At 47.2% G+C, this 23,339-nt stretch carries 22 protein-coding genes and 1 other annotated feature; of the genes, 18 read left to right on the plus strand and 4 right to left on the minus strand.

Going from position 1 to position 23,339, the window contains the following annotated elements:
* Nucleotides 1-227 precede the first annotated feature (227 nt).
* Nucleotides 228-1,142 carry a non-homologous end joining protein Ku gene (gene ku, locus AC1DE7_RS00005; RefSeq protein WP_076251464.1) on the minus strand — a complete coding sequence of 305 codons (915 nt, stop codon included), beginning with the start codon at nt 1,140-1,142 and terminating at the stop codon, nt 228-230.
* Between the two features lie 160 nt (nt 1,143-1,302).
* Here ku and AC1DE7_RS00010 point away from each other — a divergent pair, with 160 nt between their 5' ends.
* The 7 genes from AC1DE7_RS00010 to AC1DE7_RS00040 all read left to right on the plus strand — a co-directional run bounded on the left by AC1DE7_RS00010 (nt 1,303) and on the right by AC1DE7_RS00040 (nt 8,006).
* Nucleotides 1,303-1,695: a hypothetical protein gene (locus tag AC1DE7_RS00010; RefSeq protein WP_218034884.1), complete on the plus strand. Its 393-nt coding sequence runs from the start codon at nt 1,303-1,305 to the stop codon at nt 1,693-1,695.
* Between the two features lie 4 nt (nt 1,696-1,699).
* On the plus strand, nt 1,700-1,876 hold the full coding sequence (locus tag AC1DE7_RS00015) for an H-type small acid-soluble spore protein (protein WP_026081228.1): 177 nt from the start codon (nt 1,700-1,702) through the stop codon (nt 1,874-1,876).
* 266 nt (nt 1,877-2,142) lie between these two features.
* Nucleotides 2,143-2,625, plus strand: a complete 483-nt coding sequence (gene tsaE, locus AC1DE7_RS00020) for a tRNA (adenosine(37)-N6)-threonylcarbamoyltransferase complex ATPase subunit type 1 TsaE (RefSeq protein WP_477533500.1) — start codon at nt 2,143-2,145, stop codon at nt 2,623-2,625.
* A gap of 2 nt (nt 2,626-2,627) precedes the next feature.
* On the plus strand, nt 2,628-3,476 hold the full coding sequence (gene tsaB / locus AC1DE7_RS00025) for a tRNA (adenosine(37)-N6)-threonylcarbamoyltransferase complex dimerization subunit type 1 TsaB (RefSeq protein WP_036611559.1): 849 nt from the start codon (nt 2,628-2,630) through the stop codon (nt 3,474-3,476).
* An 18-nt stretch (nt 3,477-3,494) separates the two neighbouring features.
* Nucleotides 3,495-4,016 carry a ribosomal protein S18-alanine N-acetyltransferase gene (rimI, locus tag AC1DE7_RS00030; protein WP_036668955.1) on the plus strand — a complete coding sequence of 174 codons (522 nt, stop codon included), beginning with the start codon at nt 3,495-3,497 and terminating at the stop codon, nt 4,014-4,016.
* On the plus strand, nt 4,013-5,068 hold the full coding sequence (tsaD, locus tag AC1DE7_RS00035; RefSeq protein ID WP_036611272.1) for a tRNA (adenosine(37)-N6)-threonylcarbamoyltransferase complex transferase subunit TsaD: 1,056 nt from the start codon (nt 4,013-4,015) through the stop codon (nt 5,066-5,068). Before rimI ends, tsaD begins: the two co-directional genes overlap by 4 nt.
* Nucleotides 5,069-5,776: 708 nt before the next feature.
* Nucleotides 5,777-6,112: a binding site (T-box leader), on the plus strand.
* 334 nt (nt 6,113-6,446) lie between these two features.
* Complete coding sequence (locus AC1DE7_RS00040) at nt 6,447-8,006, plus strand: 2-isopropylmalate synthase (RefSeq protein ID WP_036668956.1); 1,560 nt, start codon at nt 6,447-6,449, stop codon at nt 8,004-8,006.
* A 651-nt stretch (nt 8,007-8,657) separates the two neighbouring features.
* On the opposite strand, the gene AC1DE7_RS00045 is transcribed toward AC1DE7_RS00040, so the two are convergent.
* Complete coding sequence (locus AC1DE7_RS00045; protein ID WP_477533501.1) at nt 8,658-10,616, minus strand: ABC-F family ATP-binding cassette domain-containing protein; 1,959 nt, start codon at nt 10,614-10,616, stop codon at nt 8,658-8,660.
* A gap of 279 nt (nt 10,617-10,895) precedes the next feature.
* Between AC1DE7_RS00045 and AC1DE7_RS00050 the strand changes: the two genes are divergently transcribed.
* From AC1DE7_RS00050 to AC1DE7_RS00100, 11 genes are all read left to right on the plus strand, one after another.
* Nucleotides 10,896-11,534, plus strand: coding sequence for a 5-formyltetrahydrofolate cyclo-ligase (locus AC1DE7_RS00050; RefSeq protein WP_076327290.1), 639 nt, complete (start codon nt 10,896-10,898; stop codon nt 11,532-11,534).
* Between the two features lie 27 nt (nt 11,535-11,561).
* The gene (gene moaC, locus AC1DE7_RS00055; RefSeq protein ID WP_288993406.1) at nt 11,562-12,053 is read left to right on the plus strand and encodes a cyclic pyranopterin monophosphate synthase MoaC; all 492 of its coding nucleotides are present in this window, start codon (nt 11,562-11,564) and stop codon (nt 12,051-12,053) included.
* 37 nt (nt 12,054-12,090) lie between these two features.
* Nucleotides 12,091-12,576, plus strand: coding sequence for a MogA/MoaB family molybdenum cofactor biosynthesis protein (locus AC1DE7_RS00060; protein ID WP_017690080.1), 486 nt, complete (start codon nt 12,091-12,093; stop codon nt 12,574-12,576).
* Nucleotides 12,577-12,790: 214 nt separating this feature from the next.
* Nucleotides 12,791-13,039 (plus strand): twin-arginine translocase TatA/TatE family subunit, encoded by a 249-nt coding sequence (tatA, locus tag AC1DE7_RS00065; protein ID WP_036668966.1) that lies wholly within the window; start codon nt 12,791-12,793, stop codon nt 13,037-13,039.
* Between the two features lie 78 nt (nt 13,040-13,117).
* A complete protein-coding gene (gene tatC, locus AC1DE7_RS00070) occupies nt 13,118-13,900 on the plus strand; it encodes a twin-arginine translocase subunit TatC (RefSeq protein ID WP_017690078.1) in 783 nt (260 codons plus the stop codon).
* A 400-nt stretch (nt 13,901-14,300) separates the two neighbouring features.
* Nucleotides 14,301-14,582 (plus strand): co-chaperone GroES, encoded by a 282-nt coding sequence (groES, locus tag AC1DE7_RS00075; RefSeq protein WP_017690077.1) that lies wholly within the window; start codon nt 14,301-14,303, stop codon nt 14,580-14,582.
* Nucleotides 14,583-14,655: 73 nt separating this feature from the next.
* Nucleotides 14,656-16,290, plus strand: a complete 1,635-nt coding sequence (groL, locus tag AC1DE7_RS00080; protein ID WP_036611259.1) for a chaperonin GroEL — start codon at nt 14,656-14,658, stop codon at nt 16,288-16,290.
* 198 nt (nt 16,291-16,488) lie between these two features.
* A complete protein-coding gene (locus AC1DE7_RS00085; RefSeq protein WP_477533502.1) occupies nt 16,489-16,929 on the plus strand; it encodes a hypothetical protein in 441 nt (146 codons plus the stop codon).
* Nucleotides 16,930-17,051: 122 nt separating this feature from the next.
* Nucleotides 17,052-17,288 (plus strand): hypothetical protein, encoded by a 237-nt coding sequence (locus tag AC1DE7_RS00090; protein WP_017690072.1) that lies wholly within the window; start codon nt 17,052-17,054, stop codon nt 17,286-17,288.
* Nucleotides 17,289-17,507: 219 nt separating this feature from the next.
* Complete coding sequence (locus AC1DE7_RS00095) at nt 17,508-18,560, plus strand: flavin-containing monooxygenase (RefSeq protein WP_477533503.1); 1,053 nt, start codon at nt 17,508-17,510, stop codon at nt 18,558-18,560.
* Between the two features lie 87 nt (nt 18,561-18,647).
* Entirely contained in the window at nt 18,648-18,995 is a 348-nt protein-coding gene (locus AC1DE7_RS00100) for a hypothetical protein (RefSeq protein WP_477533504.1), read from the plus strand.
* Nucleotides 18,996-19,277: 282 nt separating this feature from the next.
* Here AC1DE7_RS00100 and AC1DE7_RS00105 read toward each other — a convergent pair whose 3' ends face one another.
* Both AC1DE7_RS00105 and lacZ read right to left on the minus strand, forming a co-directional pair.
* Nucleotides 19,278-20,066, minus strand: a complete 789-nt coding sequence (locus AC1DE7_RS00105) for a hypothetical protein (protein WP_477533505.1) — start codon at nt 20,064-20,066, stop codon at nt 19,278-19,280.
* A gap of 94 nt (nt 20,067-20,160) precedes the next feature.
* On the minus strand, nt 20,161-23,280 hold the full coding sequence (lacZ, locus tag AC1DE7_RS00110) for a beta-galactosidase, LacZ type (protein ID WP_477533506.1): 3,120 nt from the start codon (nt 23,278-23,280) through the stop codon (nt 20,161-20,163).
* Nucleotides 23,281-23,339 lie beyond the last annotated feature (59 nt).

A 23,339-nucleotide genomic window follows, 5' to 3' on the forward strand; every position in this document is an offset into this window, starting at 1 on the left:
ACACATGGTCTTTTGGAAGGTCGTGGGAGAACTGTTTTTGTTACGAGGTCCTAGCCCCTAAAACCGCCACGTTCTCCCGGCTTCCCCCATCGTAAAACGACCACAAAAAAAGGCCAACCAGTAATTACTGGCTAACCTGATAATACGAAAAATCCGACTGTAAAGCCGGACTTGAGTTGAACGCATTACACAAGCATATAACGGAATCGGTCTTGCCTTAGCGACATTCAAACTTTTGGTTTGGTTGTCGCCTTTTTTCTTTTGGCTGGTGCAGCAGGTGTATCGGATTCTCCTCCGGCAACCGCTTGAGCAGGCGTTTTTCGCGGTGCACGTTTCTTAGGCTTGGCCGTTGTTGTCCCAGGGTCAGCCGGAATAGGCTTCACGGCCTCGATACTTGCCTGCAAGGCAGCCATCAAATCCATCACATTAGCTTCAGGTTTGGCTGGAGCAATTTTGATTTCCTCGCCCGCCACTTTGTGCTGGATAAGGTCCAGCAGTTTGCTGCGATAGTCATCGGTGTATTTACCGGGTTCAAAAGGCGTGGACAATTGATCAATCAGCAACTTTGCCATCGTGAGTTCCTTTTCATTCACGTTCTGCACTTCCGGCAAGTTGGGCACCTGGGAGACAGGACGAATCTCGTCCGGATAGAAAATCGTCTCCATGGAGAGGCAATCTTCCAGCACGCGTATGGCAGCCAGGCTACTCTTCGAGCGAATGGAGATTTTGGCGATGCCAATTTTTCCGGTATCCCGCATGGCGTTCATCAAGAGCTGGTAGGCATTTCCACCAGCCTGATCGGGCGATAGGTAATATGTTTTCTGAAAATAAATCGGATCAATCTCAGTCAAGTCGACAAAATCCAGTATGGTAATGGTTTTACTGGTGGAGTCGTTTAACGCTTCCAATTCATCTTTCTCGAAGAGAACAAACTTTCCTTTTTCATATTCATAACCTTTGGTGATCTCTTCCCACTTCACGTCCACTTCACAGGAGGGACATTGACGAACATAAGCGAGCGGGCTGCCGCAAACTTTATGGATATAGCGCATCGAGATGTCTTTGTCTTCGGTAGCCGAAAACATTTTGACAGGGACATGCACAAGGCCAAAACTGATTGCGCCTTTCCAGACGGTATGCATAGATCGGCTCCTTTCAAAAGGTTGTTCAAAAATTTCCGCTTTTGATTACGAATCTCCGGACTTTTTGAACACGGATTTATATTTAATAGTATGGGCATCTGGCGCGAGGGATAATCGTCTTGTAGACGAACGAATTCGTATGGTTCGGCGAGACTCGGGGATGATAACAGAAACATGCTTCGGATTCCAACAGGAAGATGAGCATGGGATAAGTAAAGTAGTTATTCTCGCAGCACATATGCCGGGAGGTGCACTATTGAAGAACAGACGTGATGAGGAAGAAGCACACAAGCATGCATTTTCTCCGTATCCTCTTGCCAAAGCCGAAAGTGCTGAAGAATTCTATACACCTGCTACAGCTGTAAACTGGGAAGCGGTCACTTCAGAAGAATTGCCCCTTGATCGGGAGTCGTTCATGCTCGACATTGACCGGATGGTGAATGAAGGGTTAGGCGGGGGACAGGTTACGGAAGATAACGGTTATATTGGTGAAAGTACAACAGATAGCATGGTTCGAGAATCACATGATGATCCGGAAGGGGAGTATGAATAAGATGATGGATGCAAAGCGCGCCAAAGCGATCTATGATTCGAAGGATACCATTGCCGTTACGCTGGAGGGAGATCCAGTCTGGATCGAGAATGTGGATGAAGCCAATGGTATGGCAACCGTTCAGGTTGGCAGCAGACCGGGAAATACCCAGACGGTTCGTGTGGATCGCTTGGAGGAGTAGATACAAGTAGCATATCGTTATAGAGGAATTAGAGAATGAATAAACGCAGAAATATATGCATAACACGGCCGGTACCGAGAGGTGCCGGTTTTTGGTTTTTCCTAATAGGAGTCTGAAACTTCGAAGGAAGCAAGTTTTGAGACATGTCTAATAATGCATGTTATATTTCCGCTTGCCTCCTTGGATGTTGCGGGGGAAGAAAGGGACCGATATAATAAGGTTCAAAGTGAACTCAGGCGGCTGGACCGCCAAAGGTGGGGCGAATATTGAATCAGACGCACGAGCAGTGGGTGTATCAATCCCATGGCATTGCAGATACAGAAGCACTCGCTTCCGCACTCGCCAGTCAGGCAAACGCCGGCATGGTGATTGCTTTGGATGGTGATCTGGGCGCGGGAAAAACGGCATTTTCACAGAAATTTGCCTGGCATTTGGGTGTACGTGATGTGGTAAGCAGTCCCACATTCACGCTAATTAAGGAGTACGAAGGGCGTTTGCCTTTATATCACATGGATGTATATCGCATATCGCTGGAAGAAGCGGATGAGCTTGGACTTGATGAATATTTCTATGGAGCCGGAGTCAGTCTGGTGGAGTGGTCGAGTATCATTCCCGAATTGCTACCGCAAGAGCATTTGCATGTGCAGATTGAAACAACGGGCCTGGAGAATCGAACGATTACACTGGATGGGTACGGCGAGACTTATGCAGCCATGTGCCGACAGTTCAGACAGAATGGGGTCAAATGATGATGGAAGATTTACAAAAAGAGCCGCGTCAGCGGTTTTTGGCGTTGGATACATCGACCGCAGTGATGGCAGCTGCGATGATGGAAGATCATGCGCTTCTGGAAGAACGCAATGAACGGGCTGAGCGTAACCATTCGGTACACGTCGTACCGGTGATGGAGCAGCTGCTGGCCGCCAGCAACACACAGCCTGGGCAACTTGACGGCATTGCCGTTGGCGTTGGCCCAGGCTCGTACACGGGCATCCGCATTGCGGTGACCGCGGCGAAGACACTGGCCTGGGCGTGGGACATCCCCGTAGCCGGGGTGTCCAGCCTTCAGGCCATCGCCTGGGGCGGCTGGCACAGCGGCCTTGCCGCCAAGGCGGAAGCTGCGGCAGAAGATGCCGCAGCAGGGGCTGGCGGAACGCCATCCGCGGACCAGGGCAGCACAGGTGCTGCCCCTGTCCACTGGATCGTTCCGCTTGTGGATGCACGGCGCGGTCAAGCGTGCACCGCGCTGTTTGCCTCCGCCGGGAGCGATGCGCCCCGGCGTCTGGCGCCTGATGCCATCCGCAAGATGGACGGATGGCTGGAAGCCCTCGCCGCCCGCATGGCGGAGGCGGCGCCGGAAGAGCGGCCCGTAGCCGTCTGGATCGTCGGCGAGACGGGCCCTCATGCTGCGGCAGCGGCGGAGCTTCGCTGCCCCGCAGGAACGGCGCTCCAGCTCGTACCTTATGAACTGGAAGGCCGCTGGGTTGGGCGCCTTGGCGCCGCCGCGTTGCTTGCAGGTCAGCGTGATGACGTGCATGCGCTGGTGCCGAACTACACCCAGCTGTCTGAAGCGGAAGCCAATCTGCTGCGCAAAGGCTAAAGGGGGGAGGGGAAGCAGATGGACAATGTGGCGAATAATAAGCAGGAAGCAACGCTTCAGTTCAGGTTCATGACACTCGCGGATATTCCCGATGTGATGGAGATTGAACATGAGGCCTTTACCCTGCCCTGGACGGAAGAAGCATTTCAAAATGAATTGACACACAATCATTTTGCTAAATATATGGTGATGGAATTAGAAGGAAAAGCCATCGGCTATGCAGGTATGTGGACAATCATGGATGAAGCCCATATTACCAATATTGCAGTCAGAGGCGCGTACCGTGGACGCAAGCTTGGCGAAAAGTTACTGGATGAATTAATGAGCACAGCGGCTTATCTCGGGATGGAACGAATGACGCTGGAGGTCAGAGTCTCGAACAGCATTGCTCAGCGTTTATATCAGAAAAAAGGGTTTGAATCGGCGGGTCTTCGTAAAGGATATTACTCCGATAATGGGGAAGATGCGATGATTATGTGGGCGAACTTGCCGTCTGCAGGCCGGAGCGGCGAAGAGGAAGGAAGCGTACTGGATTCATGAACGAACTTAATGAAAAAATAAATTCTGCACCATCCTACATTTTGGCGGTGGAGACAAGCTGTGATGAAACATCGGTAGCAGTAGTCAAAGATGGACGGGAAGTGCTGTCCAATCTGATCTCAAGTCAGATCGAGACCCATAAGGCATTTGGTGGTGTTGTACCTGAAGTGGCTTCACGCAAACACGTTGAAGTCATTACGTTGATGCTGGAACAGGCGATCGAACAGTCCGGCATTCGTCCACGTGATCTAAGTGCAATCGCCGTGACGCAAGGTCCGGGGCTGGTCGGAGCACTGCTGGTGGGTATCGTTGCGGCCAAAACGATGGCGATGGCACTGGGCAAACCGCTCATTGGCACACATCATATTGCCGGGCATATCTATGCCAACCGACTTACTCATGAACTGCAATATCCAGCGATGGCATTGGTCGTATCTGGTGGACATACAGAACTCGTGCATATGGAATCCGAGGGTAAGTTCAAACTGATTGGTCGTACACGTGATGATGCTGTAGGCGAAGCGTATGACAAAGTAGCACGTGCACTGGGTTGTCCTTATCCGGGAGGCCCGCATGTGGACCGGATGGCGTCTGAAGCGGAGGATGTAGTGCCATTACCACGGGTATGGCTGGAAGCAGGTTCGTACGATTTCAGTCTCAGTGGTCTGAAGTCTGCTGTACTGAATGTGCTCAACCAGGCCAAAATGCGCGGAGAAACCTTGGAGCCGTCTGCGGTTGCACGTGGTTTCCAGGAAGCTGTTGTTGAAGTGTTGGTGGAGAAAGCCGTTAGAGCAGTTCGTGAATATGGTTCACGTCAACTGTTATTATGTGGTGGTGTTGCAGCTAACCGGGGGTTACGCTCGGCATTACAGGAGCGATGCACGAAGGAAGGGCTTGAACTGTTGATCCCGCCAATGGAGTATTGTACAGATAATGCGGCCATGATTGGAGCGGCTGCGTATCTGAAATGGCAGCGGGGAGAAATTGCTGAATTTGATGCGAAGGCAGATCCGGGACTTTCTCTGGAGGAATGGTCCGTTCAGTCCTTATAGAGGTTGTTCAAAAAGCCCGCTTTTGATTACGAATGATGCCTAGCGGCATCATCAGCATCGAATATGGGATTCAGCCGAAATGTCCGTTGCTCACGTAGTTTTGACTACGCTCCGCTACTCCATTTCTAGCTTCATCCCATCTTCTCGGTACTGAAAACCGATCTTTTTGAACACGCACTTATAGTTTATATAAACAGGCAGTTTGAGATTAAGAGTTGACAGCAGGGATGTAAAGAATGTATATTTAGTTACAAATTTAAACAGGAATTCAGATTCCTGAACTGATAAACGCGATGAACAGGAATAGTAAGGTCATTCCCGGTCTTAGAGAGCTGCGGTATGGTGCAACGCAGTCGAAGGAAACCTGAAACTCACCTGGAAGCGGAACGATGGAACACGGTGACTCCCTGGGAGAATCCGAAGGCCGATTATGGCCCAAAGTACATGGTTACGGGTTGCCTCCGTGAATGGGCCGTTGTCGGTAGGCCGTTATTACAAGGATCAACTGACGATAACTGAGGGGGCTTTTAGGCTGCTTTAAGTGATCCGGATATGCGAAAGCATTCAGGGGTTGTCTTGAATGAACAGGAAGGAAGTCAACAAGAGTGGTACCGCGAAGGTGAACAGCCTGTCGTCTCTTGCATTATTGCATGAGGTGGCAGGTTTTTTTGATTTTCAAAATAAGGCTGAATGAAGTTAGGTCATATTATAAATGTGATGAACGGGAGCAGTAGAATGACAAAGCGCTCAGAGAGCTGCGGGGTGGTGCGACGCAGTGGCTGGAATCATTCGAATCTCGCCCGGGAACGGAGCTGTGGAAGCTTGGGATGATATCAATCGCCCAGTTGTCCTGATGGACAACAACATGTGTTACACAGCAACGGTTAACCCCCGTTATAGGGTGTTTCTCCGAATTCCAGTGGTGTCGTGCGTGTACGTACATCCAGCGGATCGGAGACGACGAGGTGGATGGAGTCCGGCGCAAGCCTGGCCCATCAAGCGAGAGTGGTACCGCGGAGGGGATAATAACCCGCCGTCTCTTATATGAGATGGCGGGTTATTTGTGTTTGCTGCCGGCAGCAGGGTGGGCATGGGAAGAACCATATGGGGATTGAAAAGTCAGAGGATCAGGGTGTAAGTCGACGTACACTCTGTCATGAGGGTAAGCGGATATACAACGAACGAGTAACGAACATTGAACAACAAGTATAGGCACGAAACATTCAACAGGTATTACTGATCACCAAGGACTAAGCTACAAACAACATACGCGTTTACAAACAAAACATATAACAACAGGGACGGCGATCAGCGGGTGTTCTGTGGCACGTGGATCGTAACGAAAATATTTATAAAAATTTGATGGAGGTTGATGGATATGACAACAACTAATAACAAACGCATGATTGAAATTTTTGATACAACGCTGCGTGATGGAGAACAGGCACCGGGAGCAAGTCTGCAGCCCGAGCAAAAGATTGAACTGGCACACCAACTGGCTTCTCTGGGTATCGACGTCATTGAGCCTGGATTCCCGATCTCCAGTCCAGGTGAGTTCGCGGCGGTTCAGGCGATTTCGAGACAGTTGCAGAACGTGGAGATCTGTGGATTCGCGCGTGCGGTCAAAGGTGATATCGATGCAGCTGTTCAAGCAACAGCGGATGCAGCACGTCGCCGAATTCACCTGTTTATCTCTTCCTCTGATATTCATATTGAGCATCAACTGCGGCGTCCGCGCAGTGAAGTGGTGGCTACCGCTCGTGAGATGGTATCTTATGCACGCCAGTTCACGGACATCGTAGAGTTCACAGCCATGGACGCTGCTCGTACCAAGATGGACGATTTGATTGAAATGGTTGAAGTCGCCATTGAAGCTGGAGCGAGCATTATCAATCTGCCGGATACGGTCGGTTATGCCCTGCCACATGAGTATGGCGAGATGTTCCGTCGGGTGCGTGAGGGTGCAAGAGGTGGCGATCAGGTTCGTTATAGTGCTCACTGTCATAATGATCTGGGCCTGGCCGTAGCCAATAGTTTGGCTGCGATTGCCAATGGAGCTACCCAGATTGAAGTGACTATCAATGGTATTGGAGAACGGACGGGGAACTGTGCACTGGAAGAGCTGATTATGGCGCTGGAGACTCGGGGAGACGCAATTGGTGCAACGACGAACATTAAGCTGAATCAGCTGTATGAGACTTCACGTCAGATTAGCCGTGCGATGCACTTCCCGATTGCGTACAACAAACCAGTGGTGGGACGTAATGCATTCCAGCATGAATCCGGCATCCATCAGGATGGTCTGCTGAAGAATCGGAGCACCTATGAAATTATGGACCCGGAAGCGCTGGGTATTCCGCGCAGCATGATTATTTTGGGCAAACACTCCGGTCGTCACGCCCTGAAGGATCGGGTTCGCAAATACGGTTTTGAGCCGGATGAGCAACAGATGGAGCAATTGTATGAGGTGTTCAAAGAAACCGCAGACCAGCAAAAAGTGGTCAGTGACGACCAGTTATTACAGATGGTTAGCCAGACCATGAATATTCCTGCACAGGACTATGAACTGGTTGAATTGCAGGTGACGGCCGGCAGCATGACGGATCGAATGGCCGCCGTGCGTATTCGCACAAGCGCTGGAGAACAATCTTACTCCGCTGTTGGCGGTGGACCCGTGGATGCAACTATCCGTGCGATTGGTCAGAGCATTTCCGATGATATTGCATTTGTAGATATGGAGATGCATGCCTTGAGTGGTGGAGAGGGTGCAAGTGCAGAAGCTGTAGTTACCGTGGAGCGTGCAGGACGTGAGTTCCGGGGAACAGCAACACATAATGATATCGTCATGGCTGCCGGTTTGGCTTATGTAGCGGCTTGTAATGCTGCTGGGCTGAAGGCCGAGTCTTCCGAACATCATGAACAAGAAGCACATGCGTAAAACATCTTTTGCCAGATCGCATCTACAGCGGCAATAGTAGCAATTGCAATTCGTTGTAAATATGCATGGCATATAGTAAATAAATGACGGGCAGGCCTTGAACGACAAAGGTCTGCTTTTGTCTTATTATGGAGGTACATTGAGGAGTGGAATGATGCATTTGTCAAGGTGTTATTATAGTTATCCACATATCCAGTGTAATTTGTGGGTAACTATCCCAAAGCCAAACCAGCATAGTTTTCGAAACGAAAAGGGTTTAGGGGATAGAATGACTCCTTACTATCCACAAAGTTGTGGATAAAGTGGATAACTTGGTGGATAAATATGGTTTTTGTGTGCAAAAGGCTATTCTACCGCTGTATAATTAAGCTTATTAATGTGCTTGCTATCTTGCTTTCTTGTGGATAAGTGTGAGGGACAGGGGGATAAAAATATTTCTCTTCATTCGAGTAAATTTGACAAAAGTCAAAACAGCTCCCCTAACCTCCGTATGTTAGAGTTCAATCTCAAGGAACATAAAGAAGATAGGGTGCATAGCTTCAATACGCATCCTCAACAAACAAAAAGCTGATCCCAATAAGGAATCAGCCGGTGGTACTACTATAATTGTATGACGCGATCAAGCCATGGTCTGAGTCTGTACTATTCGTACTATTCCATAGCCAGTTCTTCCCAGTCCTCGTAGGCTTTGGTGAGTTCTGCTTTGTGTTCCTCCGATTGTTGCTGGAGTTCTTGCAGCTTCATATAATCCTGATAGATTTCAGGCAGAGCCATCTGTGCCTCAAGTTCGGTAATCTTTGTTTCCAACTCCGCAATCTGTTGTTCCAGAGCTTCCTGCTTGCGTTGCCGGTTACGCTCTTCACGCTTCGCCTGTTTTTCCGCTTCGAATGAAGCCGCTCCGGATTTTTCGGTTGTGGCTGTGTTCAGATCGGATTTGGACGAGTTCTTGGACGAAGCCTGACGTGCCTCAGCAGCTTCACGTGCGATGTCCTCAAGCTCCTGTTTTTTCTCCACATAATCATCGTAATTACCGAGATATTGTTCTGTGCCGCCTGGATGAAGCTCAACAATGCGTTCAGCCATTTTGTTGAGGAAGTACCGGTCATGGGAGATGAACAGCAGGGTGCCTTCATAATCCATTAATGCCGCTTCCAGCACTTCTTTGGCAAACAGGTCGAGATGGTTCGTAGGCTCATCCAGAATGAGCATGTTGGCTTCCTTCAGCATCAGCTTGGAGAGAGACACACGTGCCTTCTCACCGCCGCTGAGGGAGGAGATTTTCTTGAGCACATCGTCACCGCTGAACAAAAAGTTCCCCAGTACGGTCCGAATGCGTGCTTCTTCCATCCCGGGATAGGCACTCCACAGTTCTTCCAGAACCGTGTTGGACGGATTGAGCCCAGTCTGTTCCTGATCATAATAGCCAATCTGCACTTTTGTTCCCCATTGGATCTCCCCGCTTACCGGACGTAAACTTCCCGTAAGACACTTCAGCATGGTGGATTTACCAATACCGTTTGGTCCAATCAGAGCAACCGTTTCCCCGCGTCGCAGATCGAAGGATACGTTGCGGAACAATGGAGAAGCCTCGTCATAAGCGACAGACAGCTGATCCACTCGAAGCACTTCCTTGCCTGACATAACGGCGGTTTCGAAGGAAAAATGGGCTTTTTTCAAATCTCCCATTGGTTTATCAAGGCGCTCCATTTTGTCGAGGGCTTTGCGCCGGCTTTGCGCCCGTTTGGTCGTCGAAGCACGTACAATGTTTTTCTGGACAAAATCCTCCATCTTGGAGATTTCACCCTGTTGTTTCTCATATTGCTTCATCTGAGTTTCATATTCGGCAGTTTTGAGCTCCATATAACGGCTGTAATTTCCCGTATATTTTTTGGAGCGGTGACGTTCGATCTCAACGATGGTTGTTACGAGTCGATCAAGGAAGTACCGGTCATGGGATACCACGAGCAGTGCGCCTGAATAACCTCTCAGATAATCTTCCAACCAAGTAAGGGTGGCGATATCGAGATAGTTGGTAGGCTCGTCCAGCATGAGCAGATCAGGTGCCTGAAGCAAAATACGAGCAAGCGCAAGGCGTGTCTTCTGCCCGCCGCTCAGAGTAGCAATGGGAGTGTCTGGCGAAAATTCGCCGAATCCCATCCCGTGCAGTACGCTGCGAATGCGGGTTTCCATCTCATAACCGCCATGGTCCTTGAACCAGTCGGAGCGTTTCGCATAACGTTCCAGCAGGTCAGCATACTTTTTCTCGTCTTCCATCTGGGCAGGATCGGCAATATCGCGTTCCATCTGACGCAAATCGGCTTCAGCCTGTGTCAGGTGAGCGAATACGTTCATCATTTCTTCCCAGATGTTACGGTCGGATTGCAGCCCGCTGTTCTGAGCGAGGTAACCGAGCGTTGTTTCTTTGGACTTGAAAATCTGTCCTCCGTCATAGGACATTTCACCGGCTACAATTTTGAGCAAAGTGGATTTCCCTGCACCGTTTACACCAACGAGGCCGATGCGCTCGCGTTCTAATATTTGTAAGTTCACGCCGTCCAGGATTGGATCGACACCAAAACGTTTGATAATTCCGGATACTTGCAGCAGCATAAAATTAAGTTCCTCCATAGGTCCAGTTCTTGATATGACAACTATATCCCAGTTTACATGAAATACAGAGCAATTGCACCGATTGGGAACGCATGGGGTATGTAGTCTTTTTGATCAATCAATGATAAACTGAAAGAAGGCATGTTATTACATGAGGATTTTGCAGAAAATGAATCATTTTAACCATTTCAACAAGATGACAACTGGTCATAACATATAAATCATTTTTAATGAGAGCTTTTTTCTACCTTCCCTATCAACAGGAGGTTATTCAAGGATATGCAGGATCATGCGGAACTGAAAAGTCAGCTTCGATCCAGACTAAGACAGAGCCGTGATCTGATGGATGCAAACATGCATCAGCAGGCGATGACTAAGATTAACGCTGGAGTGAAGCGGGAGCTGGAGCGCCTTAGACAGGCCAAGAGCAAGGTTGTGAACAAACCACTCGTTATATTCAGTTATTTGTCCTATGGAAGCGAAGCGTCCACAGCTTTTCTGTTTCAAGAGGGCTGGAATCATGGAGATGTGATGTTTGCACCTAAAGTGTTGGCGAATCCACCCCGAATGGAGCTACGGCGAGTGACCGGAGAACAGGATCTGGAGCCAGGCATATGGGGGATACCCGAACCTAAGGATTCCTGTGAAGTCCTGACGCCTGATGATTGGCCGGATATCGATCTCGTATTGGTACCGGGGCTTGGTTATGATCTCCACGGCGGGCGTATTGGTTATGGTGGCGGTTATTATGATCGTTTTGCCGAGACGCTTGCAGCAACATGTGTGATGACGGGCAAGAAACCATTGATGGCTGCGATGGTGTTGCCGGGTCAGTTACAGGAGGAGATCCCGATGGACCTGCTCGATCTGCGGATTGATCTGTTGATAACAACCGAAGGTATATTACATATCGAATAAAGGGTTGTGATGTGATTGAGTTCAGAAGTGAACAACCGCCAGGCTTCCGGTGGTAAACTGACCCATTTTAATGAACAGGGACGGGCCCGGATGGTTGATATCTCAGGTAAGGAAATTACCGTACGTACGGCTGTGGCTGTAACGAAAGTGACGATGAATCCAGATACACTGGAAGCGATTCGGGAGGGCCGAATCGGCAAAGGTGATGTTCTGGCTGTGGCTCAGATTGCCGGGATTCAAGGCGCGAAGAAAACGTCGGACTGGATTCCGATGTGCCATCCGCTGGCACTGACGGGTGTGGATATTCGTTTTCATGATAACGGAGTGGATGAATTACACATTGAAGTTACTGTCAAAACCGAAGGCAAAACGGGTGTTGAGATGGAGGCGCTCACGGCTGCCTCAGCTGCAGCACTGACGGTCTATGACATGTGCAAGGCCATGCAAAAAGATATGATTATCGGTCCAACCATGTTGAATTCCAAGAGTGGTGGCAAAAACGGTGATTACAGCCGATAGGCAATATTTATTTTCATAGAGGAGAAGGGTGATCTTTATGGTGTGGAGAACAGCAATCCTGACAGCCAGTGACAAAGGAGCCCGCGGGGAACGTGAGGATACGAGTGCACAAGTCATTCGGGAGCTGGTGGAAGAAGAGCTGGGTGGTCAAATCGTGGAGTACCGTATCGTTCCGGATGAACCCGATGAGATTATTGCGGCTTTGATTGAGATGACGGATTATTTTCACGCCGATCTGGTGCTGACTACCGGTGGCACGGAGCTGGCCATTCGTGATATTACTCCGGAAGCGACCCGGCGCGTAATTGAGCGGGAAGTTCCCGGGATGGCGGAGGCCATGCGGTACAGTGTAATGAGCAAAAACCGTTCTGCAATGCTGTTCCGCGGGGTATGTGGCATTCGTGGACGCACGCTGATTGTTAATCTGCCAGGTACACCAAAGGGTGTGCATGAACATCTGGCGGCCATTATGGATCAGCTTCCGGAAGCGCTGCTGATGGTTACGGGTCAGTTCAAGCAATAATCGAGCACGGACTCTGGGGCAAGATATCCGATTAGCCATGAACCGGTGTTAGATTGTTCTAGTGACATCTCTTATCTTATTTGTGAATTTTGCGGGTTATGTAAGTGGTTACATCTATGGTATGATGGGCTTAAATTAAGAACGCAGCAGAGACATCTATGAACATCTGGCCGAGTATGCGCATCTTCGAGGCTTGAGACGAGGAGGAATATCAATGTTTAGTTCCATTGGACCAACGGGCTTTATTTTGCTGGCCGTGATTGCATTGTTGTTGTTTGGACCCAACAAACTTCCGGAACTGGGACGTGCAGTTGGGCGTACCTTCCGTGAATTCAAAGAGGGCGCTCGCGAGATTATCTCTGAGGATGACTCGTCCAATCGCAAAGAGCAGGAGAAGGCGAAACCGCTGGCGGCTGAGAGCACACCTGCAGACAAGCCTGCTGATAAACGCCTGCCGGAATAATCTTGACGGCAATGAAAGAGAAATCCCTTCCTGCCGGAAGGGTTTTGTATTTTAAGCTGGCAATAATGGGGGGCAGGCATGACGCAGCAAATGGAAGAAATGTCGATTACGGAACATCTGAGCGAGCTGCGGAAGCGGCTGATCTACGTATTAAGTATTTTTGTGCTGGGACTGATTGCAGGATTTTTTGTGGCGGACCCGGTATACCAATATCTGACCAAGGCAGAGTCGGCAAAAGGTTTTGTATTACATGCCTTCTCGTTCTGGGACGGGATTGGCATCTATATGAAGATTGCAGGGTTGTTCTCACTTATTATTACACTGCCGTTTACGGTGTATCAGATCTGGAAGTTTGTTAGTCCAGGGCTAAAGCCGCGCGAACGAAAAGCGACGCTGAAGTATGTGCCCTATGTGTTTCTTTTATTTCTGACAGGTATGGCTTTCTCGTATTATGTTATTTTTCCGATGGCACTTGCCTTCACAACAGCGATAACGGAGAAGATGGGGCTTGTGGAGACCTATGGGATGAAACAGTATTTCAGCTTCCTGTTTGGCATTGTGCTGCCTGTGTCCCTGTTATTTGAACTTCCTTTACTTATTATGTTTCTGACAGGACTGCGGATTCTGAATCCAATTCGTCTTCGCAAGATGCGCAGAGTCTCTTATTTTGTTCTGATCTTCATTGCAGTGGTCATTACACCTCCAGACTTTATTTCCGACCTTCTGGTGATGATTCCCTTGCTCTTGTTATATGAGATCAGTGTGTTATTATCCGCAATCGTATATCGCAAGCAGCTTGCAGCCGATGAAGAGATCGAATCCCGCTACGTTCGTGCCGAGGATAAGAAACATGCGGGCTGAATGAAGACGAGCTTCACTGTGCCCGGAAAAGACGTTCTGTTCTTATCCGGGCTATTTCTGTAGACTGCCGACCACCACGACAGGACAAGCAGGCATATTATGTTCAACAATGGATACAATGGGGAAGGGACTGTCTGTTAACGTTGCAGAAGGGTTAAACAATTTCGTAGAATAAGATTAGTGAATTGCAACATAGAACCAGGCACAGCGGGTGTAATTTGGCTATGTTTGTGTAAATTCAACGTAAATTCTCGCAGGAATTCGTCAAAAGGACTTGAAATCATGCTTCAAGTTGAGTATCATAAAGTTGGTTGTTAGCACTGAACACTGTCGAGTGCTAATACATATGGCTACAACCTACAATGTAACGTTATATAATTTCAAAAGGAGGCTATTTTTCATGATCAGACCTTTAGGTGAACGCGTATTGGTAGAACCACTGGAGCAAGAACAAACAACTTCTTTCGGGATCGTACTCCCGGACTCCGCCAAAGAAAAACCGCAAGAGGGTAGAATCATTGCAGTTGGTGCTGGAGTATTGAAAGACGGCGTACGTGTAGCTCTGGAAGTGAAAGAAGGAGATCGCGTTATTTTCTCCAAATATGCCGGTACAGAAATCAAATTCGAAGGTAAAGAATATTTGATTATGAAAGAAAGCGATATTCACGCGATTCTCGACTAATTCAAATTTAATCGGATAACCGAACCATATAGCACTACCATTTTCCAACAAAAACTAGGGAGGTTTTCTTAACATGGCTAAAGACATTAAATTCAGTGAAGACGCTCGTCGCTCCATGCTTCGTGGTGTGGACGCATTGGCTAATGCAGTAAAAGTAACACTCGGTCCTAAAGGCCGCAACGTGGTTCTGGAGAAAAAATTCGGAAGCCCGCTCATCACTAACGATGGTGTAACCATTGCTAAAGAAATCGAACTGGAAGATGCATTCGAGAACATGGGTGCACAACTGGTTAAAGAAGTAGCAACAAAAACCAACGATGTTGCCGGTGACGGTACTACAACAGCAACTGTATTGGCGCAAGCGCTGATCACAGAAGGTCTGAAAAACGTAACTGCAGGCGCTAGTCCAATCGGTATCCGTAAAGGGATCGACAAAGCGGTTAAAGCTGCGGTTGCTGAATTGCAATCCATCTCCAAACCAATTGATTCCAAACAATCCATCGCACAAGTTGCAGCAATCTCTGCAGCTGACGAAGAAGTAGGCGAACTGATCGCTGAAGCTATGGAAAAAGTAGGTAAGGATGGCGTAATCACTGTAGAAGAATCCAAAGGATTCGCTACAGAGCTTGAAGTGGTTGAAGGTATGCAATTCGACCGTGGATACATCTCTCCTTACATGATCACTGATACGGACAAAATGGAAGCTGTTTTGGACAATCCGTACATCTTGATCACAGACAAAAAAATCTCCAGCACGCAAGATATCTTGCCATTGCTTGAGAAAATCGTTCAACAAGGCAAACCGCTGGTATTGATCGCTGAAGATATCGAAGGCGAAGCACTGGCTATGCTGGTTGTGAACAAATTGCGTGGTACATTCAATGCTGTAGCTGTTAAAGCTCCAGGATTCGGTGACCGCCGTAAAGCAATGCTGCAAGACATCGCTGCCCTCACTGGTGGCCAATTGATCACGGAAGAACTGGGTCTGGACCTGAAATCCGCTGTTGTGGAACAACTGGGTACAGCTCGTCAAATCCGCGTAACTAAAGAAAACACAATCATCGTTGACGGTGCTGGTAACAAATCCGATATCGATGCACGTGTTAGCCAAATCCGTACACAATTGGAAGAAACAACTTCCGAGTTCGACAAAGAGAAACTGCAAGAGCGTCTGGCTAAATTGTCCGGCGGTGTAGCAGTAATCAAAGTTGGTGCGGCTACTGAAACAGAATTGAAAGAACGCAAACTTCGCATCGAAGATGCCCTGAACGCAACTCGCGCAGCGGTTGAAGAAGGTATCGTATCCGGTGGTGGTACAGCGCTCATGAACGTATATAGCGCGGTTGCGGCTGTAGCTCTGTCCGGTGACGAGCAAACAGGCGTAAACATCGTCCTGCGTGCTCTGGAAGCACCAATTCGTACAATCGCAGCTAACGCTGGCGAAGAAGGTTCCGTAATCGTGGAACGTCTGAAAAAAGAACAAACAGGAATCGGCTTCAACGCTGCAACTGGCGAGTGGGTTAACATGATCGAAGCAGGTATCGTTGACCCTGCGAAAGTAACTCGTTATGCATTGCAAAACGCGGCTTCCGTAGCGGCAATGTTCTTGACTACAGAAGCGGTTATCGCTGACAAACCAGAACCAGCAGGTGCTGGTGGCGGAATGCCTGACATGGGCGGTATGGGTGGAATGGGCGGCATGATGTAATAAAGGTGTAAAAACCTTTAAAGCATCATGTGCCTGGCAGAGTGGATTCTCGTTACGATGTGACAAGAATTTGTGAGGCGGCCACTGCTAGAAATTATAAATAATACAAAAACCACTTCTTAATTAAGGAGTGGTTTTTGTGTTGTTGAGTATTTGTATAATCAAAGTTAGTATCAAGAGATATGGAGGGCATATATCATGAAACATATTAGAAAAATGATAGTGGCAGGTTTAGTGTCTGCTGCTGTTATCATCTTAATCTATAATTTCACTTCTGATTCCGAACGAAAATTTGTAAAAGTAAATGAAGCTAGTGATACTATATTAACTACATTCACAGTAATTAATAATGAGAATTTCGCAGGTACTACAAATACGCATCGGTTTGATATTCGGGCAGGATTTAGTTATGTTAAAGTGAGTTTTAAAAACACGGGTTCGAAACACTTCACGTTCACGATCAATGAAGGATCACCTAGTGGAACTGAAACATTGTATGGCAGGGTCCCGGCAGACGGAAAAGAGCATACATATTATAGTGACAAAGCATTGTCGACGGGTTCGTATTATGTAAGTACCTCTTCTGCGCAAGGGATGTCGGGCATATTGGATGTTTCTCTTGGAACTGATGTTAATTAAAGATTCGGTAATTCGCTCTAAATGTAGATTTGAAGCCCTGTGATTGAAACCTCGTTCCTATGGTTTCGTATGTACTGTGATACATAGAGAGCTTATCAGTAACGACTTGAGGAGGAAATGATTTGAGAAAGGGTACAAAGTGGACATTATGGATTCTGGGCTTGATGCTCGCTGCAATATTTATCAACTTTTTTATGAATCTATATAGCTTTGCTTATGCACTGATTACTGTGCTTATACTTGCCTTTATGGGGTGGGGTTTCTTAGCGAAATTAAAGAACGACGTTCGTCAGCATGAAGATTACCATAGAAGAGAGCATCAGTCTGCGAACGATGACATCGATAGATACACCAGGTAGAATTCAACCAACCTATCATACTTAGCACGTAGCATACATGAGAAGTTATAAGAAACTTGCACTGAAATGATTAAAAGGCTCCCGTGAGGGAGTCTTTTTAATGGCTGATCTTGTAAAAGGAAGTAGTGATGTTTTCTTCTATTGCTAAACAGACAGTTGTTAAGTAAAATAAACATATGAACAAGTGCTCATATATTAATACATAAAACGATATTGGGGATGATACATATGTACGATGTATTGGTTATCGGAGCTGGGCAAGCAGGCTTGGCAGCAGGTTACTATCTTCAACAGTCGGGGTTAACCTTTTTAATCGTTGATGCTGCCTCATCTATCGGGGAATCTTGGCGTAAACGGTACGATTCCTTGCGTCTTTTTACCCCACGAATGTATGATGGGTTGCCGGGAATGCCGCTTAGTGGAAATGAAAATAGCCTGCCAAGCAAAGATGAAATTGCAGATTATTTTGAAAACTATGCTAAACAAATGGAGCTTCCAATAAAGTTAAACTGTAAAATCTCCCGTCTCTCGAAGCAAGATGAGGTGTACTATGCTGAAACCAATGATGGAACGATTGAAGCGCGCAATATTATCGTTGCCACGGGGCCTTTCCAGACCAAAAATGTTCCTCATTTTGCGAAAGCATTATCCGAGAATGTGATTCAGCTTCACTCATCAGAATATAAAAATATCTCTCAATTGCTTCCTGGAACAACAGTAGTTGTAGGCGGAGGGAATTCAGGTGCCCAAATCGCAGTAGAGTTGACATCAGATGATAAACAAACCGTATACATATCCATAGCTCGAAATATTACCTTTAGGCCTTTGCATATTATGAGACGAAGTATATTCTGGTATTTTGAAAAGCTCGGAATATTACGTGCAAGTGCAGATCGTATGGTTGGAAAATGGTTGAGAAATCAGCCTGAGTACGTATATGGCTATGAGTTAAAAGACTTGATGACCCAGGGAAAAGTTAACCTGCGCCCACGTGCCATTAATGCAATAGATGACCGCATCCTATATGAGGAAGGTAGTGAGACACGAATAGACAATATTATCTGGGCGACTGGGTTTAAGCGAAATGATAGTTGGATCGATATCAATACTGCTTTTGATGCCCAAGGTGTAATTATACACGAGAGAGGCGTATCACCGGTTGCTGGACTGTACTTTGTAGGGCTACCTTGGCAAACATCACGGGGTTCAGCACTGTTGGGATGGGTTAAATACGATGCTCAGAAAATCGTTAATCATATCATTCAAAGTTAAGACACATTATACTAAAATAGATGCTAGGGATGATTAGCGGATATCACAACTCACATTTTTGGGTATATTACTAAAAGGAGGGATTTTATGAAAATATTTAAATTGCCATTGATTCTTTGTATTATATTAATTGTATCTATTTTGTCAGCTTGTGGTGCGGATGATAGGTTACACGGAAAGAGCGATAACTGGGATGTTTCTCTACAGAGATCAACAGGGAACTATAGTATTACTTATATAGGTGATGAAAAGCGTATAAAGGATTTTGTGTTTGACCTTACCGGCAATAATATAGAACAACAGGGGAAAGCGCTTGAAGAACAAGGGGTACCATTCAGTATGTCGGGAACGGTTACTGAGGCGGAGAAAACGAAAGACCCGATTACCTTTAAAATGAGTTGGAACAATCAAAGCGAGATTGTAACTTTTGAGTAACTCTTGCATGCGGGAGGTGTTCATCATTGGACTTATGGCAACTATTAATCGCCTGGGTATGCATTGTTTGTTGGATTGTCACTTACAAAGATAAGATCAGTAAATGGATACTGTACCCTGTATCGCTTTTTTGTATAGTGATTACTTTAATTTTTTGGCTTACTAATCAATAAAATAGGAAAATGTTAGATCAGAGACTGTGACTACTGAATTATCCAAAAAAAGTACATACCACAGGTTAGGCCGTTCCTTCATGGAGCGGCCTTTTTGCACAATCGCATCTTATCTCGCAACAGTTATTTCAAAAGTAGAGTGCTCAGAATCCTGTACGCTGAAGCGATATTCTAATCCGTTGCGAATAGTCGCTCCATCAAAATCAGACTGATTCACATCACGATCCAATAGACTGATATCCTGGATGACATCTTGTGCATCGTTATACGTGTACTCACTATTGGTTGTGAGAATGAGTGTGGCGATAGCAGTCAAAAAAATTCCACCTGTTGGTTTACGCGTATCACCAGTTCCGTACAACCTGACTTCCTGTATGCTCTCATCTGCATTCACTGCACCAACCAAGCGTAATTCGTCATTGAATACATACTCGAAAGTGCCAGTGCCCTGCTCGGAAGAGTCTTGTATATTCAAGCGGGTAATACTCAACCCATTCAGTCGGTATTTGCCTACGGCGCCATTAAACTTGTTTTTAAATTCATCGGCAGTCATGTGGAGGCCAGAAAGTTTAATCTGGGGTGAAGTTGCCGGATTTTTTTCTGTTGTAGCGTCACTTGATTCGTGTTCCACCGCCTGATCAATTTCAGGCTGAGTAGAGTTCGAAGATAAATTCAGCATCCCATACAAACCTATTGAAGCAATCGCAAAACAGGCCGTTGTTAGAAAAATAAATCTGATTGGCAACCTATTGCCTTTGCGAATAGATAAGATCATCCCAACTACAAATCCCAAGAAAGCGATCAAGCCAAAAATGAAGAGAATGGTAAACAGATATTGCAAAGTCTCACCTCGTAATAGAGTAATAGCTGGTACAAATCTTTCTTGCACCTCATTCATTATAATGTTCCCATGACAAAGTTCAAACTCCCACTATTCACTGCCCCAACAAAAAAAGCACTGCCGGCATGCTGCCAGCAGTGCTTGCTTGATGTTATACAGGTCTTACCGTAAAGGTGAAGTGATACGCGCGGTTGGCTGGCAAGGTGTATTCGACATGGGTACGTGCGCTCCAGCTGTCATCTCCACCAACACCCATTTGTTTGTAATTGATGCGGGCGACAGTCTGTGTGCTCTGAGGTAATTTGTACACATGGTCGTTTGCTTCCAGTTCCTCCGGTGTCCACGGCAACGCATTAATTTCAAAGGGTATAGTGGCTTCAACATGAAGCCCAAGCTGACCATTTGCTGACGTAATTTCTGCAAAACGTACATCCGTTTTGTTACCACACTCTTGTGGTTTCAGATATGGAACAAATTGATCTCGAACCGCACCTGTGTAATAACCGAGACGTGCACTGGTCAGACGGTCTGCATAATTATCATGCGGGCCTCTGCCGTACCAAGAGATTGTATCCAAGCGGTTATTCAGTTGTAACAGCATACCGAATTCCGGTAGATCAGGTAAGCCTATGCCTGGAATAAGGGTTTGACTGATTTCCAATACACCATCCGCATCAATTCGGTATGTGATGGACAGCGTACATCCCGGATGTTGATCCCACGTATAATCGGTCGTTACGAGAATACCTTGCTCGTCTGCATGGTGCTCAAAGCGAATTAATCTGCTGGTAGCGTGAGCATCTCTCCAGAACGCAGAACGCTCATTCAGGCGGTTCCCCATATCGTTGTCTGTCATGGCTCTCCAGAAATTCGGCCGGACAGGTGCGAGCAATTGCTCCTGATTGTTGATCTGATAGGACGTTAACGCGCCAGTAGATGAATTGAAGCTCAACGTGACTTGGCTTGTAGTCACTTTCAATTCATCTTGCAGCTCTTGTACCTGCGGTGTATTGCCTTGCCCTTGGTGTACCGGTTGGATTGGACGCAATCTCGGAGATACCACGAACTGATCCCAGGCAATTTCGTGACCTACTCCTGCCCATTTGGTTGCGACTTTCGTAACCAGAGATACAGTCAGCACCGCTTCCTGGAACAGATCGGAAGATGGCGTATAAGGGATTCGGACTTCAACCGATTCGCCAGGAGGTACCGCGATATCCAACGTACCGTTCTCTACGGACTTACCATCGTGTGTTACTGTCCATACGAGCGAATATTCGCTCAGATCCGTGAACAGGAACTGGTTTTTGATGCGCAGCAGGCCGTCTTTGACATCAACGGTTTCCATACGAACGTTCTGATAACATTTCTTCACTTCTTCCAGCTTCGGTGTAACCGTCTTATCCGCCAGAATCAATCCGTTCCCGCAGAAATTGCCATCATGAGGAGATTCACCGAAATCGCCACCATAAGCAAAATATTCTACACCGTCTACCGTAGTGGTACGAATGGACTGATCAACCCAGTCCCAGATGAATGCACCCTGCAACACATCATATTTATCGAACAAATCCCAATACAGATGCAGACCTCCACAAGAATTACCCATGGCATGGCTGTATTCGCAGATAATATAAGGTTTCTTCGGACCCTTCATGCGCGCGTATTGCTCCACATCTTGTGGGCTGATATACATCGTCGATTCAATGTCACTTGCCGAATCGGAGGGGCGATAATGGAAGGTGCCTTCATAATGAACGAGACGGGTTGGATCGACCTGCTTCAGATAATCGTACATGGCAATGAAGTTATCGCCGCCGAAGGATTCATTACCCAGAGACCAGATAACAACGGATGCATGGTTTTTGTCCCGCTGGAACATCGAGTTACAGCGATCTATTACGTTATTACGCCATTCCGGCTTGCTCGCGGGAATATTGTTCTCGTTCATTTCCTTTTGCCCATATTCCCAGGTGCCGTGAGTTTCCAGATTCGTTTCGTCAATGACATAAAGGCCATATTCATCACACAGTTCGTACCAGAGAGACTGATTTGGATAATGGGATGTGCGCACGGCGTTAACGTTATAGGACTTCATCAACTCGATGTCACGGATCATGTCTTCCCGTCCAATGGCTCGACCCTTATCCGGGGAAAATTCATGACGATTCACGCCTTTGAACACAATGCGTTTGCCATTGATTTGCATCAGGCCGTCCTTCAGTTCAAACTTGCGGAATCCGATCCGGCTACGGACTGCTTCCAGTGTTTCGCCTGATTCGTCCTGAATGGACAGCACAAGTGTATACAGGTTAGGGGACTCAGCGCTCCATAGTAGCGGCTTCATAACCTCTGCTGACAACTGTAATGAAAGTTCATCCTCGCCCTGGAAAGTAACGGCCGCAGTAAGTGGTTGCTTCAGCACTGTCTGCTGATGTGCATCATAGAGCTGCGCCTGAACGGACAATCCGGCAGGGGTCTGCGCGTCATTATGATTAAATAATTTCAAATCCAGCAGTAGCTCCGCATCCTGATACGCGTCATCCAGTTCAGTACGAACAAAGAAATCGGCGATCTGAACCGGTGAAGGTGAATGCAGGTATACACCACGGAAGATTCCGCTTAACCGCCAGAAGTCCTGATTCTCCAGCCAGCTCGCATCACACCAGCGATATACCTCCACAGCGAGCTTGTTCTCACCTTCCGTTAGATACGAAGTGATATCAAATTCTGCGGGCGTGAACGTATCTTCGCTATAACCGACCAGCTCCCCGTTCACCCATACATAAAAGGCTGATTCAACGCCCTCAAAGTGTAGCAGGACAGGCCGACCTTTCCAGTCAGCAGGAACAGTAAACGTGCGGATGTACGAACCCACCGGATTATAAGTTGTTGGTGCAAATGGTGGCTTCAATTCAGGCTCACGCTCGACCCACGGATACGTCATATTTGTATAGTGGGGATAATCGTAACCTTGCAACTGCCAGTTGGAAGGAACAGCGATCTCGTCCCAGTCACTGGCATCATAGTTGTTCTCATAAAAGGATGTAATCCGTTGCTCCGGTGTCTCCGCAAAGGCAAACTTCCATTGACCATTCAGTGATTCGTACCATGGCGATGCGCTGGAATCATTGGACAATGCTTCTGTTATAGATGGAAACGCTACCATAGAAGCATGTGCGGGTAGACGGTTTACTTGAAAAGTCTCGGGATTATTGTTCCATTCCGGGTATCCATTTGCCGGAGGGGTGTGTACCAGTTTCTTTCGCATAACAGCAACTCCTTCTGAAATGTTATAATATTGTCATTATAGAATTGAATGATGACTTA

It is taken from the genome of Paenibacillus sp. 10L310 (genome assembly GCF_056395745.1).